Source organism: Alteromonas sp. ABH4_452 (assembly GCF_056311825.1).
The window spans coordinates 262,591-278,512 of the sequence record NZ_CM149973.1 but is presented as its reverse complement, the minus strand read 5'-3'; the positions used below and the strand labels follow the sequence as shown (position 1 = coordinate 278,512).

11 protein-coding genes are annotated in these 15,922 nt (G+C 43.9%); 6 read left to right on the top strand and 5 right to left on the bottom strand.

The features are described from left to right. Position 1: 1 nt before the first annotated feature. The gene (locus tag ACYX4N_RS01160; protein WP_476055348.1) at positions 2 to 1,663 is read right to left on the bottom strand and encodes a sulfatase family protein; all 1,662 of its coding nucleotides are present in this window, start codon (positions 1,661 to 1,663) and stop codon (positions 2 to 4) included. 591 nt (positions 1,664 to 2,254) lie between these two features. Between ACYX4N_RS01160 and ACYX4N_RS01155 the strand changes: the two genes are divergently transcribed. From ACYX4N_RS01155 to ACYX4N_RS01140, 4 genes are all read left to right on the top strand, one after another. Beyond that, entirely contained in the window at positions 2,255 to 4,594 is a 2,340-nt protein-coding gene (locus ACYX4N_RS01155; protein WP_474805503.1) for a TonB-dependent receptor, read from the top strand. Positions 4,595 to 4,835: 241 nt separating this feature from the next. Beyond that, positions 4,836 to 7,127 (top strand): beta-glucosidase, encoded by a 2,292-nt coding sequence (locus ACYX4N_RS01150; RefSeq protein WP_476055347.1) that lies wholly within the window; start codon positions 4,836 to 4,838, stop codon positions 7,125 to 7,127. A gap of 11 nt (positions 7,128 to 7,138) precedes the next feature. Continuing rightward, positions 7,139 to 8,845: a sulfatase family protein gene (locus ACYX4N_RS01145; RefSeq protein ID WP_476055346.1), complete on the top strand. Its 1,707-nt coding sequence runs from the start codon at positions 7,139 to 7,141 to the stop codon at positions 8,843 to 8,845. Positions 8,846 to 9,243: 398 nt separating this feature from the next. Further along, the gene (locus ACYX4N_RS01140) at positions 9,244 to 10,428 is read left to right on the top strand and encodes an MFS transporter (RefSeq protein WP_476055345.1); all 1,185 of its coding nucleotides are present in this window, start codon (positions 9,244 to 9,246) and stop codon (positions 10,426 to 10,428) included. Positions 10,429 to 10,470: 42 nt separating this feature from the next. Here the strand turns inward: ACYX4N_RS01140 and ACYX4N_RS01135 are convergent, their stop codons facing one another. Continuing rightward, positions 10,471 to 11,181: a GntR family transcriptional regulator gene (locus ACYX4N_RS01135; protein WP_474834267.1), complete on the bottom strand. Its 711-nt coding sequence runs from the start codon at positions 11,179 to 11,181 to the stop codon at positions 10,471 to 10,473. 210 nt (positions 11,182 to 11,391) lie between these two features. Here ACYX4N_RS01135 and ACYX4N_RS01130 point away from each other — a divergent pair, with 210 nt between their 5' ends. Further along, positions 11,392 to 12,435 carry a Rieske 2Fe-2S domain-containing protein gene (locus tag ACYX4N_RS01130; RefSeq protein WP_474805514.1) on the top strand — a complete coding sequence of 348 codons (1,044 nt, stop codon included), beginning with the start codon at positions 11,392 to 11,394 and terminating at the stop codon, positions 12,433 to 12,435. A 19-nt stretch (positions 12,436 to 12,454) separates the two neighbouring features. Further along, positions 12,455 to 13,408 carry a PDR/VanB family oxidoreductase gene (locus tag ACYX4N_RS01125; protein ID WP_476055344.1) on the top strand — a complete coding sequence of 318 codons (954 nt, stop codon included), beginning with the start codon at positions 12,455 to 12,457 and terminating at the stop codon, positions 13,406 to 13,408. An 85-nt stretch (positions 13,409 to 13,493) separates the two neighbouring features. Here ACYX4N_RS01125 and ACYX4N_RS01120 read toward each other — a convergent pair whose 3' ends face one another. The 3 genes from ACYX4N_RS01120 to ACYX4N_RS01110 are packed head-to-tail and all read right to left on the bottom strand — an operon-like array spanning position 13,494 to position 15,919. Continuing rightward, a complete protein-coding gene (locus tag ACYX4N_RS01120) occupies positions 13,494 to 14,627 on the bottom strand; it encodes an FAD-dependent oxidoreductase (protein ID WP_476055343.1) in 1,134 nt (377 codons plus the stop codon). Beyond that, entirely contained in the window at positions 14,624 to 14,986 is a 363-nt protein-coding gene (locus ACYX4N_RS01115; protein ID WP_476055342.1) for a Rieske (2Fe-2S) protein, read from the bottom strand. The genes ACYX4N_RS01120 and ACYX4N_RS01115 overlap by 4 nt, the downstream gene beginning before the upstream one ends. A 9-nt stretch (positions 14,987 to 14,995) precedes the next feature. Further along, positions 14,996 to 15,919, bottom strand: coding sequence for a VOC family protein (locus tag ACYX4N_RS01110; RefSeq protein ID WP_476055341.1), 924 nt, complete (start codon positions 15,917 to 15,919; stop codon positions 14,996 to 14,998). Positions 15,920 to 15,922: the final 3 nt, after the last annotated feature.

Here is a 15,922-nt window from a genome sequence, read left to right as displayed (position 1 = left end):
CCTAGTTGTTTTTATTCATACTTTCCATGAAGGGAAAGTAAAGCTCACCTTTTCTTTCCTTTTCTATCTTCAAAGGAGTATCAGGGAATAAGCCGTTGTATTTATCAAATCTATTAGGTTCTACTTTCCACCAATCGGGAAAGGGAGCCGCTTCTAAACCCTCTTTTTTGCGTAAATTCAACCCCTCTGAGAGGCGAGCGTTGAAAGGAACAGAAGGCTTTGCCCCTGTTGCTGGAAATAAAGATTGATAAAGCGCTTCGCGAAGAGGAAGCAGCTTTTCTGCGTAATCAGGGTGGCGAATTAAGTTTTTCCGCTCATCGGGGTCAGTACTTAAATCATACAGTTCTTCTATGTCCCAAACGCCGTGGTACTGAATGTATTTAAGGTTGCCTCGTCGTATTGAGAATGTGGTTGGGGTCATAGGAAATGAATATTCCCAGTAATACTCGTACACAAAATCAGGGGCATCCCACTCCTCTTCCTTTACCGCACCCGTGGCAACGGGTAAGAAGCTTTTCCCTTCGAAGTGACTTGGTGCCGCTATACCAGCAAGGTCTAGAAATGTTGGGGCTAAATCAAGGTTTCGCACTAATGTATGGTTGCTCTCTCCTTCAGGCAGCAAACCGGGAGCGCTTATAACAAGCGGTACCTTAATAGAGCTTTCATAAGCATTTCGCTTATCAATTAGTCCGTGCTCTCCAATCATAAAGCCGTTATCGCTGTAGAAAACAACCATAGTATTATCAAAGAGATTTTTCTTTTTCAGATAGCTAATAATTTCGCCTAAACCATCGTCTACCGCTGACAACGTTGCGTAATAATTTTTTAAGTAGTCACTCATTTTTCTGTCACTGGCATAGAAAAATTCGGCGCCATGCCAGCTATTTCTTTGATTGTGAACCCACATAGGCTTGTTTTTAGCATCTTCTTTTGTCACCTTTGCGCTTTCAGGCAATGTAAATTCGACATCCTTGTACTGGTCTTTGTGGCGAGCGGCAGGCGTTGCATCTGAATGCACTGCTTTATGGCTTAGATAAAGTAAAAATGGCTGTGTTTGGTCGATATCGCTATCTAGCCACTCAAGTGCATAGTCGGTTAACTCATCTGTGATATAGCCTTTTTGATCAACGTGAACACCATCCACATTTAGTTGGTTTACAATCCCTTTATTGCGTAATGGTGGAGGTACCCGGTCTTGCGGATAATAGGTGCCCTGACCGGTGAAACTTACCCATTTATCGAAGCCTTTACGGGGCATATCTGAGTGAGACCCCATATGCCATTTCCCAAAAAAGCCCGTTTGGTAGCCCGCGTCTTGTAAATACTGAGGGAAAAAGGTTAACCCCTCTTCGCTAGAATTATTATTATCAACGATCTTATGATTGCGAGTAGACATGCCTGTCAAAATTGATGCACGGCTAGGTGAGCACAAAGACGAAGTCACCAATGCATTTGTGAAGTGCACGCCGGTTGATGCCAAATCATCAATATTGGGGGTTTGGAGCGTAGGCTGAATGAAGCCCATTCCGTCATATCGAAGATCATCAACTAATACAAATACAATGTTTCGCTTCTGGCCATGCTCGCTTTCAGTTGCCGAGGCCTGGACAAAAAGAGTAAATACACTGCAAACCGTGATTAAAACCTTTAATGTGCGCTTCAATTTATGCTCTCCAAAAAAGTGCGCCACCTTAGCGGCTCACACTATTGCGAAACTTCACAGTCGTCTGATGGTTCAAGCGAGATGTAATGTGATCATGTCGAGGTGAAGTAAGATATGGAAAAGTAATGCGTGCCCCAATCAAGCGCTGAGCTACCTGCAGTGAATGTAACCTACGGCGTGTATTTCGTCGCTGGTCATGAAACAAATTACTTTTAACATTTCAGTAACTACCGATCCTAGAAAAAGCCGCGGTAAGGTAAAAATCGAAATTACAGATACTAAATATCTCTATACTCGATAGACGTTGTTGCCGTTATTTTTTTCGATGTTTAGTCGGCTCAATAAAGGAACGAAGTCCACGGGTTTAGCTGCGTTTAGAGCTCAGGTGTTAAACGTTTTGCTAAGTATCATAGTTTGCGATAGGTGGGTATCACGAAATCGGAGTGTTCAAACGTTTCTATTTGGTTAAATTCTTGTAAACCGTTGGGTGGCTAGATTCAAAGACCGCTTTGTGAAACTAGCTAGCACATAACGCATTTTAATAACGCGGCACAAATAACACTCTCGAATGACTACTGAGAAGAGGGACACATGAAAAGCACATCAAAATTTAAACAGTCAGCGCTGGTAACCCTTATTGCAGCTGTTTTTGCTCAATCAGCCGTTGCGCAGAACGCTGAAACCGAAGCCAAAGACTCTGAAGGCTTTGAAGTTATTATGGTTAAAGCACAGCGTACTTCGCAAGATATTCAGAAAGTACCGGTAAGTGTACAAACATTATCTTCTGACGATTTACAAAAACAAAGCATCAATGAAATCACTCAACTTTCAACGCTGGCGCCTACATTACAACTAGGGCAAGACAACACCTTTGCCATTCGCGGTATTGGCACTCAAGTGTTTGCAGAAACCATTGACCCGAGTGTGGCGTTGGCAATTGACGGCGTAAGCTTAGGACGAAATGCGCTTGCTGGCCAACCATTCAACGACATTGCCTCTGTTGAAGTACTTAACGGTCCTCAAGGCTTGTTATTTGGTAAAAACGCATCCGCAGGTTTGGTAAACATTACAACAAGAAGGCCTGAATTTGATGAATTCTCAGGTAATGTCTCATTAGAATATAACTACAGAGATACCACGCCCACAGATGCCAAAGGGCACATTATCAGAGGGACGGTAAATGTTCCTGTTTCAGATAATTCAGCGCTTCGTGTAAATCTGCTCAAATCGTCTCAAGATCCGCTTATCGAAAACGTGTTTCCTAACGACGATGTAAGAACAGACTTAGGTCAGGATAAATCGGGGATTAAAGTTAAGTACCTTTATGAAGATGGCCCCTTTTCTTTATACGCGATTGCCGATTACAACGAAAACGAAGGCACGGCTGAGCGCTACAGCCGAACCTATCGAACCGTAGATCCAAACAGTGAGTTATTGGACTTTTTTGAGCCAGACAATATTGTTCCAGGCCCTGAAAATATGACCAACAATTCAGATGGTGCAATGTTTAGCGACGTAGAGACAGGTGGAGCGCAAGTTGAGTTGGCGTATGAGTTTGATAGCGGTATAGAGCTCATTAATATTGCTGCGTGGCGTTACTTCGAAAGCGATACTAATTTGCACAATGACTTTGCATCTAGAAGAGACATTGTTGATAACCCAAATACCAACGACTACGAGCAATATTCAAACGAAGTGCGACTCGTATTCCCAAAAAATGACGATTATTCAGGGCAGGTTGGACTTTTCTACTTTAATTCTACCTCTGATATGACCAACAGCTTAGACGTTGAAGGCCCTCCTCCATTTGTTGCAGTTGGGTTCCCATTTTGCGTTGGCGCAGAGATTTCAGGACCACCGCCAGAATGCCCGTATAGCAATGACGTTTTCTTAGGGAACGACAGCGATACTGAGCTAAAACAGGAAAGCTATGCTGTTTTTGGTCAGTTCGACTTTTACTTGACCGATAAATTTACGGCTGTCGCAGGTGCTCGCGTTACGCAAGACGACATTTCAACAGACGTTTTACAAATGCAGCGTAATTACTTTGTAGGGATAGGTGGCCCGCGTGGTCGATTCCAAGAATCAGTCGATAATACCAACGTCAGTTGGAAGCTGGGCGCTAACTATGAGTACACCAATAAGGTCATGCTGTACGCATCGATTGGGCAAGGCTATAAAGCACCTGGATTTAATACAGATAACCAAGGTAACCCTGATATTCCATTTGCAGTTGAAGATGAAATATCGACCACGTTCGAGGCCGGTGTAAAGAGCAGACTGCTAGATAACAAGGTTATCTTGAACGTGTCTGTGTTTAACACTGATTTTGATAACTACCAAGCGCAGTCGTTTAACCTAGACGCTCAAGCTTTCATTATTCAAAATGCGGCAAGCGTAACGTCCCGAGGTGCTGAAATTTCATTAAAGGCCATGGCAACTGAAAACCTCACGCTCCAATGGGACACGTCATTACTAGACGCAACGTTTGATAACTTTGAAGGTGCATCGTGTACGCCGGATTCTGAAGTTTGTGGTCCTGACGATGCGTTCTTTGATGCCTCGGGTTACACGCTTCCAATGGCACCTGATATTACTTCAACGCTGCAAGCAAACTATGAACAAGAGTTGACCGACAACATGTATGGTTTTGTGAATGCAAACGTATACTACCGCTCGGAAACGTCTTATGGAATTGGTTCGCCTCAGAGGGAGCTTGATGCAATAACAACTTTAAACTTGAGTGCCGGTATCTCTACCTACGATGGTTTAAACGTTTCTGTTTTCTGCAACAACTGTACTGATGAAAAGTATCCTGTTTCTATCGGCTTTGATGCAGGTGAAAACAATGAAGGGTTAGCCTCAACTGTACAGACATGGGGACTTAACTCAATGCGCACCATTGGTATAAGAGTATCTCAAGAGTTCTAATAATATAAAGCGCTAGGCCTGCGCCTAGCGCACTTTTCACTCATTAAAGACCCAAAAAATTCGATATCCTGTAACTATCGTTTTTAACGATAGTTATATATCCAAATTATCAACTATTTCTCACTTTGTGATTCTTTTAGCATAATTTGTTAATTTTGTTTTAAAATTTTTCGACGATGTTGCGATTTACGTGGCCTGGCAAACAGGGCAAAAGCGCGCATACTGCATGGAAAAAATTCATATGAAGTTTATAAAAAGATGCTCTGTTTTGATGGTTTTTCTTTCCGTACCCACTTTTTCTTCAGCTAATTCGTCAGACGAGCTTAAACTTGGCCATGCGCCAGTGGAAGACATTGTTAAAGCAATGACGCTAGATGAAAAGGTAATGCTTGTTCGAGGAACGGGCATGGCCATGGAAACCGGTGGGCCGCAAGTCGGTGTCACTAAAGATAAAGTGCCTGGCGCCGCAGGAACAACTTATGCGATAGAGCGACTAGGTATTCCTTCCATCGTTTTTGCCGACGGACCTGCAGGTTTGCGTATCTCGCCCACTAGAGATGACCATGAAGCAACCTTTTACGCCACTGCTTTTCCTATCGCAACCTTAATCGGTTCAAGCTGGAACCTTCCTCTTGTTCAAAAATTTGGGCAAGCGGTAGGTAATGAGGCCAAAGCGTACGGCATTGATGTGATGCTAGCGCCTGCATTGAATATACATCGGCATGCAATGGGAGGGCGGAACTTTGAGTATTTTTCTGAAGATCCCGTTGTAAGTGGAATGATGTCTGCTGCGTATGTTGAAGGCCTGCAATACCAGGGAGTAGGTGCAACGCTAAAGCACTTTGTTGCTAACAACCACGAATGGAATCGCGATCAAATTGATGTAGAAGTGGATGAAAAAACGTTTAGAGAAATTTATTTAAAAGGGTTTGAAATTGCCATAAAAGAGAGCGCACCATGGGCGTTAATGTCTTCGTACAATAAAGTAAATGGCGAATATACATCAGAAAGCAGCGCTATTTTAACGGACACCCTTCGTCACCAGTGGGCGTTCGACGGCATTGTGATGACGGATTGGTTTGGTGGCGATAATCCCGTAAAGCAAATGTCGGCGGGCAACGATTTACTGATGCCTGGTATGGATCATCAAAATGCTATCATCAAAGGTGCCGTTGAAAACGGTGCACTAGAAGAGTCTGTTTTAGATCGTAACGTTAGCAATATTTTGAATCTAATCGTCAAAACCCATTCGTTTAAGAAAAGCACGGTCACCAACAAACCACCCCTTCAAGAACATGCCAAACTCGCTCGCGAAATCGCTACAGAAGGGATGGTACTGCTTAAAAATGAACACCAGGCACTACCTTTACAGGCTGGTGCTTCAGTTGCGTTGCTTGGAAATAGTTCGTATCAAACAGCGATTGGCGGCACTGGCAGTGGCGATGTTCATGAAGCTTACAGTATTTCAATTGCGCAAGGGCTTAAGAACGCAGGAATACGTTTGAGCGAGGAATTATCATTACGTTACGATAAACACATCGCAAGTGAAACTGCCAATTTGCCTGTATCCCACCACCCTTTAGCGGACATGATGCCAAGCCCTGCACTAGGTGAATTAGACATATCAACAACAATGGCTGAAGCGCTTGCACAAACCCACGATGTTGCCATCTTTACTTTAGGTCGCAATTCAGGAGAGTTCGTAGACAGAGAGCGTGAAGACTTTTATCTTACAGAACGTGAACAGGCTCTTTTGACTGAGCTATCACGCGCTTTCTCGGCCAAAAACAAACCTTTTATCGTTCTTTTAAATGTTGGCGGTGTAATCGAGACGCAGAGCTGGAAAGAAAAAGCTGACGCCATATTGCTTACTCATCTACCTGGACAAGAAGCGGGTAATGCAGTGGCTGATATACTTACTGGTGAAGTAAGCCCGTCAGGCAAGCTTGCATCAACATGGCCACTTAAGCTTGAAGATTATCCATCAGATAAAGGCTTTCCTGGTTTTATCACCGATAAAGAAGCAGAACCAAATGGCATAACCGGCTCTCAACCATCTAAAGTTGTTTATCAAGAGGGGACACGAGTAGGCTACAGGTACTTTGATGGGGCGAACGAAGCGGTAGCATTTCCTTTTGGCTTTGGCCTGTCATACGCTAACTTTAGCTATCAAAACGTGTCTTTAAGCAGTACGTCTTTTTCAGATGAGGTGAAAGTTAAGGTAACGGTTACTAATACCGGGGAGGTGCCAGCCAAAGACGTCGTTCAGCTTTATATTGGTGCACCACAAGGCCCACAATCCTTAATTAAAAAGCAGTTGAAGCATTTCGCTAAAACAACGCTGTTAGCGCCTAAGGCGTCAGAAGATGTAGTGTTTACCTTAACCGCAGAAGATCTTATGTCGTTCAATACAGAAAAAAACGCTTGGTACGCCGAGGCCGGGTTGTATGACGTGCATCTTGCTTCTTCATCTAAAAACATTTTTTCAACCCAGCCACTTGAGTTGAAAAGCTCCATTTACCAGCCGCTTTAAAGGAGATTGCGATGTTAAGAAAACTTATAGCGATAGCATTATTAGCGGCGAATACGTCACAGGTAATGAGCGCTGAATTTAATGAGCAACGAGACAGCGAAAAGCCGAATATCGTTCTTGTTGTGGCAGAAGATTTAAGCGCGCGTATTGGTGCCTATGGTGACGACGTTGCGCGTACGCCAAATTTAGACAGCTTGGCTAACGAAGGCGTAATGTTCAACAATGTGTATACCATGGCTGGTGTTTGCGCACCGTCTAGAGCGGGGCTTATCACTGGTGCTCCGCCACACAGAGTAGGCCTTCAGCATATGCGTACTGCAGACAGAGAGTATTTTGGTGTTCCGCCTGCACAGGTCAAAGCCTATCCTGAAATTCTTCGTAAAAATGGCTACTTTACTTACAACGATATCAAGACCGACTACCAATTTGCCAAAGGTGCCGTTGGCGTGGGGCCTTTTACTATTTGGAGTGCTAACGGAAATGTTCGCAACCCTGAAGACTCGTTAGTGCCTTCGGCATGGAGAACACATGACCTGCAGGGTAAACCGTTTTTCCTAAACTTAAACCCTTTTATTACACACGAGTCAGCGCTGTTTATACCAGAAAATACGCCACCTCATTTACAACAAATGAACCAAATCAGTGAGGGGATCCGCGCAAACTACCAATTCAGTACACCCGACTTAGATAAAATTACGGTGCCTCCTTATTTAGTCGATACTAAAGAAACGCGGCAGGAAATCGCGAGGTTTTATGAGAATATCGAGGTGATGGACCAACAAGTTGGGGCTGTCATCGAGAATTTGAAGAAAGATAAACTGTGGGACAACACCATCTTTATATTTACCACCGACCATGGTGATGCGTTGCCTCGCAGTAAGCGCGAAGGGTTAGTATCAGGTATCAAAGTGCCAATGATTATGCACATTCCTGAAAAATATAAACCTGATTGGATGCCAGGAAGTGGCCAAACGATAGACAGGTTAGTGTCTTTTGAAGACATAGCGCCAACCCTGTTGGGTTTTGCAGGCATCGAAAGGTTACCCTATATGCAGGGAATTGATTTGTCTGATGACGCACCGGTCAAACGGCACTATATTTTTGCTGACCGCGCCAGAATGGACGCTGTCGATCTTCGCTCTTACTACGTGTTGGACGAAAAATATCAGTACGTACGCAACTACGCTACCCAACCAAATGGCTCTGAAATTAAATTCAGAAACGTACTCTCATCAGTTAAAGCGTTGAACAATGCTAAAGCGAGCAACACGCTTACAGCCCAGCAGAAAAAATGGTTCGACAGCAAGGTGCCAGAGGAGCTTTATGATTTATCAAAAGATGCCGAGCAGCTTGTTAACTTAGCGAGCAATCCTGATTACGCCCATGTCCTGTCGCGTTTCAGAGAGCAGTTGGATAACTGGCGTAATCTTGGTAGTGACTACAACTTAATTGAAGAGAGCGTATTAATTCAAGATAGCGGAAATCGTCATGACGCGCAGCAAACAACCCTTCCTGCCGTTGCCGAGATTGATGAGATCACTGGTAAAGTTTTCATAGCCCCTAGAACAGAAGGTGCATCCATAGGCTATAGCTATGACAACAAAGTATGGCAAGTTTATGATAAAAGCTTTGTACCAGATAGTGCGCACAATAAGCTTTTCATCAAAGCGGTACGCTATGGCTGGGCAGAAAGTGAAGTTATCACATTAATGTACTAGCCACCACTAAGCTGGCTCTGCAAGGCAGCGCCAGCGCCTTCAAAGGAATCTCTCTGTAAAAAATCTGCTACAGCCTTCTAGTCCAGCTGTAGCTATTTTTGTAATCTTTCAATACCTAACTATTTGCTACTTCTTATTCCTTAAAACATTTGCCTGCCGATAAAAAGTACACCTAGCTCGCGGCGGTTCGGAGAGAGAACGCATAGCTTAGACCAGCACGTATCAGTGAAAAGCTCACTCATGAATATGTTACAAGGGCCTTTTATGAGCACATACAGTAAGTATCGCCATTGCCAATACCTGTATATCGAGGCGAACAATTATCCTTCGAATCCTATGCAAATTACTATCAAGTGAGATAAGCGGTAGAGACAATAAAAACCAGAAGGGGTACTTGTATGACTGCTTTAGATAAACAAGGCGTAGCAACGTCTAAACATGGTGTGATTTTAGTTTTAGCAGCCATTATGCCCACTATGGCAATCATTTCTTTAGTACCAGTTTTGCCGCTATTTATGAAAGAATTTGCCTACATAGAAGGCGCTGAATTTTTAGTACCAATGGCAATGACAATCCCCGCGCTTTGTGTAGCACTGTTCTCTCCCATAGCCGGATGGCTATCCGATAGAGTTGGCCGAAAGCCAGTGTTGCTTACCGCGCTAATCATCTATGCATTCATTGGACTTGCACCCTTCTTCCTCACTAATTTGTTCCATATTATTTTATCTCGCGTGGTGTTAGGTATGGCAGAGGCTGCCATTATGACGGTCGCAACAGCACTCATTGCAGATTACTACACGGGTAAAGCACGTCAGCGATGGGTAACAATACAAATTGCCAGTGTCAGTATTAGTGCAATAGTACTTATTGCCTTTGGCGGTATTTTAGGAGAGCTGTTAGGCTCAAGAGGCCCTTTCTTATTGTATATTCTCGCTCTCCCCATAGCCCTCTTAGTCCACCAGGTTTTGTTTGAACCTTCCGCGTCTGATAAAAATACCGCATCCGGCGTGAGAACGCCGTGGCGCGACATTCTTCCGATACTTATAACAACGTTATTTGTTGGTGTAATCTTCTATACCATCATCGTTAAATTAGGAGAGATATTAGCGCTATCAGCCGAGGTCTCACCAGGTGTCATTGGGGGGATTGGTGCCGCTGCGAATATCGGTGTTGCGCTAGGGTCTATCGCATTTAAAAAAGCCAAAGGGTTAACTGGCCCATCGCTTATAGCTGGTGGTCTAATACTAGCTACCCTGGGCTATGTGGGCGCGGCGGTTTCCACGTCGTTGGTTATGACTTCTGTATCTGTGGTGATAGCCTGCTTGGGCTTTGGCTTGTTACTACCCACCACACTCAACTGGGTATTGAAAGTGCTACCAGTAAATGTTCGCGGAAAAGGCACTGGACTGTGGACTGGCGCATTTTTCCTTGGGCAATTTAGTGCGCCAATTCTGGTTACCTTACTTCAGGTAGAGTTTGGTGGTCTGTATAACGTATTGATGCTATTTGCGGCGTTAGCGTTTTTGGCCGCGCTACTAGCGCTTGTAAAAACAAAGCATGCGCAGCCGCTTGTTGCAAAATAGCCGATAATTAAGATTCTCTGCGAGCCCTCATGCACCTAGGGCCTACATTTTTCTAGGCTTGTATAGCTTATACGTATTGGAATTAAATAAGTCGATATGATTGATAGTGGCAAGAGAGTGCTCTTTTAATAAAGCCTCCACACGCGCACCTTGGCCTTTGATCATGGCATCTGCAATAGCATGATGCTGAGTATGAGCGTATTTGAGGCGATGAAACTCTCTGTCTAGTTGGTTCGGGTCGTATGCAATGGCACTTACCGAGGCGAAAGGAAAATGTTCATTTAGCTGCAACGCACTTTTAATCGACGTGTTTCCGCTTGCGTTGATAATAATATCGTGAAATGTTTCGTTCATCTGTTGATATGCTTCTATGCCAGCCTCATCAATGCTGCCATCAACAAATAGTGCATCTCCTTGTGCCAAGCACGTTTTTAGCTGTTCAATTGTGTGCTCGCTGCATCCTATCTCAACCGCTTGTCTGGCTGCTAGCCCTTCAAGTACACCGCGCACTTCTACCGAATTCGTAATTTCTGTGACGGTGACTTCTTTTACTCGATAGCCTCTAGCAGGAAGCTTTTCAAGAAGTCCTTCCTGCGCTAAAGAGCGCAGCGCAATACGAACTGGGGTTCTTGATACTCCCAAGGCTTCTGCAGCTTGCGTTTCTGCCAGACGCTTCCCAGCAGGGAATTCACCCATCAATATTTTCTCTCTAAGAATACTTACTACGGCTGGGTTCGTTTTTGTCTCGCTCATAATTGACTTACGTACATCGAAATTGGATCCAATTTACCGTTTTTAATCAGTGCAACTCAAGCCCTGTTTCCTGCTAATTGCCGATTATCTAGGGTGCTTAGGACCTGAAAGGACACGTTATTTAATTATTGGATCCAATTTACGTTTAAATAACTTGATTTTAACGTGTTATGGCATATATTGGATCCAATTTTGGATGGGGACAATAATATGAAAGAAAAAATTTATCCGTTAAACACATGGTATGTAGCGTGTTATTCACATGAAGTAAATTCTGACAAACCATTAGCACGTACAATTTGCGATGTGCCGCTGGTTTTTTTCCGCGATAGCAATAAAACCGTTGCTGCGGTTGAAGATTTTTGTCCCCACCGCGGCGCACCTCTTTCTCTAGGCTATGTTGAAAATGGAAAGTTGGTGTGTGGCTATCATGGCCTAGTGATGGGGAGAGAAGGTAAAACCGACGCTATGCCCAAGCAGCGGGTAGACAAATTTCCATGCATCAAAGCGTTTAAAGTCGTCGAAAAGTACGGCTTTATCTGGCTGTGGCCGGGTGAACAAGACCTTGCAGATGAAGATGCGTTACCTAATCTATTTTGGGCCGATAGCCCTGACTGGGCTTATGGTGGTGGGCTGTATCACATTAATTGCGATTATCGGTTAATGGTAGATAACCTGATGGATCTCACCCACGAAACCTACGTGCACTCAACAAGTATCGGGCAATCAGAAATAGAAGAAGCACCAGTAAATACAAAAGTTGAGGGTGCACAGGTTGTGACCTCACGCTTTATGGAAAATATTGTAGCCCCTCCATTTTGGCAAGCGGCTTTGGAAGCTAATGATTTACCTAAAGAAGGAAGCGTAGACCGATGGCAAGTTTGTCGCTTCGACTTACCCAGCCACATTATGATCGAAGTGGGTGTTGCTGTGGCGGGAGAAGGCGGTATCAATGCGGCACCAGATAAAAGGGCTGGCAGTATCGTTGTCGACTTTATTACGCCAGAATCTGACCAATCCATACATTATTTTTGGGGAATGGCGCGAGATTTCAAAGTTGATGATACAGCACTAACTGAGCAAATTAAGCAGCAGCAGGGCGCGGTATTTGCTGAAGATCAAGAAATCTTAGAAGAGCAACAGAAGAACTTAAACTTATATCCCGATAGGCAGCTTCTCATGCTGGATATCGATTCTGGCGGTGTTATGGCCAGAAGAATGATAACCCGCGCTATCAAAGCTGAAAGCCGTTAAGTCACGGGAGATAAAGTTTATGCAAAACGTTAAGATAACACTTAAAGAAAAGCTCACCGATAACATTACAAGGCTTAAACTAAGTGCCGTTGATGGTACAAGTCTGGCGCCATGGGAACCCGGTGCACACATAGAACTGCATTTAGCCAACGGATTACTCAGACAATACTCCTTGTGTGGCGCTTCTAACAATAGCGACTATGAAATTGCAATTCTGCGTGAAAGCAATAGCCGTGGCGGCTCATCGTTTATTCACGATGAGTTGGAAGCAGGTCATGAGCTACAAATTAGTGAACCCAAAAATCACTTCCCGTTTACCCTGCCCGCTAAGGATACTACAGTGCTATTTCTTGCCGCAGGAATTGGCATTACGCCTATTTTGCCTATGGCAGAGTTATGCAAAGAAAAAGGGCTGCCCTTTGAATTTAGTGTGTGTGCAACTAATTCCTCTGCAATGCCCTACGGCGACAGAATAAAGCAGTTGCCAAATACGAAGTTCTACTTTTCTAACGATACTCAGTCGTCTCGACTTAGCGTAAAGGACTATTTGAAAAGTAAATCTACCCATATGCCTATTTATGTGTGCGGCCCTCAGCGATTTATTGATGATGTTATAGAAAGTGCACTTGCGCTTGGTTGGAATGACACGCTAATAAACCGAGAGTACTTTTCAATCGATAAAAGCAGTCTTGAAAGTGACGAAGATAAAGCTTTTGATGTCGAGATAAAAAGTACCGGTCAAATAATTCACGTTCCTGCTGATGAAACCATTCTTACCACATTAGAAGACAGCGGCATTTTTCTTCCTGTTGCGTGTGAAGAAGGGGTCTGCGGAACCTGCGTAACTAAAGTTCTGGAAGGTGACGTCGAGCATCGTGATGTGTTTTTAAACGAAGAAGAAAGAGCGGATGGCGCCTTGATGACACCGTGTTGTTCTCGAGCAAAAGGCACAAAGCTGGTATTGGATCTTTAACTTTAACAGGTTTTAGTTTTTTATATGTAAAGCAAAAAAGCTAGCAGTAAACTGCTAGCTTTTATTTTATAAGCACTTTAAAAGTTTAGATAGGCTGTGCTAAAGCAATAATAGATTCGCGCATAATTTGTGTGTGCTCTTCTTTATCGCCACCTTCTATTTCTATATGACATAAGCGAGCAGAATTTTCGACAACCATTCTACAGCGCTCCCAGCGTCTTTCTAAGAACGAATTGAGTGCCTGTTCAACGGTAACATCCTTTGCTAACTCTTCAGCTAAAACGATGGCACTTTCAATGCCTATACACGCCCCTGAAGCTAAATGCGGGGTGGTTGCGGCCACAGTATCACCAATCAGCACCACTCTTTTTCTATGCCAGGGGGCAGGTACTAAAAGATTTCCCAGAGCTCGAAAATCGATAAGTGAATTTTCATTCAGCATATCTTTAAACTGATTAACCATGGGGGCAGGGAAGGTACCCATTAATTCTTTCAGTTTTTCAACGTAAGTGGCAGGGTCGTATTTAGGTCTTTCCTTTTTGTCTTCTGTCAAAAACAAGTACATTTCATCTTTAGACATAGGGTTAACGCCAACTTTCAAGTGCGGACCTACCCACATCATTGTATTTTTTACTTCAGGAAGTTTTGGCAGCACAGCGCGCCACACACCTTGGCCGATATATTTTGGTGCTTCAACTTCAGGAAATACATCTTTACGTACTTGCGAGTGCACGCCGTCTGCACCGATAACTAGGTCGTAGGTTTTGGTCGTACCGTCGGTAAAACTGACTTCTACGCCCTCATCGGTATTAACCATTTCTTTATAGGTACAGCCTAAGCGCACATTCGCGCCAGACGCCAAGGTTTTTTCGGCAAGGATCTTTGCAAGGGTAGGTCGCATAATTGCGCCTGCGCCTGGTATACCGTCAGCGTTGGCAACAGAGGGCGTAGGGACATGCGCTAAGTGCAAACCGTGCGGCGCAAACAAATCTAATCCGTTGTGTGCATGACCTTGCTCTAAAAATTCATCCAATATCCCAATTGTTTTGAATGCTCGTAAAGTTGCACCGCCAATGCTGATACCCGCGCCGTCTGTACGCCAGTTTTCATCTATCTCTACTAAGTCTGTTTCTATATTGCGCTTTCTTAATTCGATAGCGGCGGTCATACCTGAAAAACCGCCCCCAATTATTAAAACATTGCTCACACTTGATTTCATAATTTAAAGGCCTTTATTGTTTTTTTTGAAATCCAAATTTGTTGGTTTGATTCAATTCGTATGGGTATTTTTTGAATTCGTTGATGTTTACAAGGTCCTTGAATACAAACACCCGTCGCTATGTCGAACAGCGCGCCATGTGCAGCACAAACAATATGCTCGCCTTTTACATCAGTGTACTCATGTCGCTTCCATGGAAGTGTAGTACTGTTGTAGTGAGGGCAAACATCTAAATAAGCGAAAAACTGGTTGTTTTTTCGAGTAACGAAGAACGTATCTTTACCATTTTCGCTTATTTTAAACCCTTTTGCCTTCCCTTCCTGAATCTCTTGGGTACTGCACAATAAATGTTCGTCCATAACAGCAGTCTATTTAGCAGGTGGTCCACCTGAAGGTGCCCACTTCTCTCTATGCTCTAACAAAAAGATTTGAGAGTAGTCTGGCCCCATGTTCGCTGCGCGCTCTTGCCACGTATCGTCATGCTGGTCCATATCGGCATCAAATTCCATATTGCATCCAAACGGACTTTTGAAATACCAAAACCAATTCGACCCATAAATGTGGCGACCAGGCCCCCAAAAGCTCTGATAACCTTTGTTCACCATGTTAGTACCCGCCCTGACAACATCTGTCGGGCCGCCAAGGTGGAACGTAAAGTGCTCAATACCCTTCATGTGAGGTGGGGTCTTTATAAAGAACAACGTGTGATGGTCCGTTGTCCCTGCCGGGCGCATAAACGCCCCAACACCATTAAATCGGTCAGTGGTTTTAAAGCCCAGGCGCTGCTCGTAAAACTGTTCCATAGCGGCTGAGTTAGGCACAAAATATACAACGTGAGATAACGAGTGGATCTTCGGTGGCGTTGATTCGTCTACTCCGTTCACATTCACGCCACGGTTAATATCGCCCGGCGCATTTATTTTTTCTGACCGTAAGTCTGTTGTGTTGCGAAGGGTAATTTGAAAACCTAATACAAAGCCTAAATCGTCGACAGCTTCAATACTTCCGTCAGAAAGTACTTTTACTTCTCTGTCTTTAGACAATTCGGCGTTAATGGCATCTAAACTCGCTTGATCCGGAACACCGTAAACCGTTTTTCTAATGCTAGCGCCGGTTTCTAACGGTGCAGGTAATGAAGGGTCGTCTTTCAACCGAATTTCTAGGCCGGTACCGTCTTGAGCAACAAAATTGTGCTCATCTACTTGTTTAAGCCCATAATCCAAAACGAATTGTGTTGTTGCGTTTGTGTCATCTACACCAAAGACTAGCTTGTCTAAGCCAATAATATTCATCGT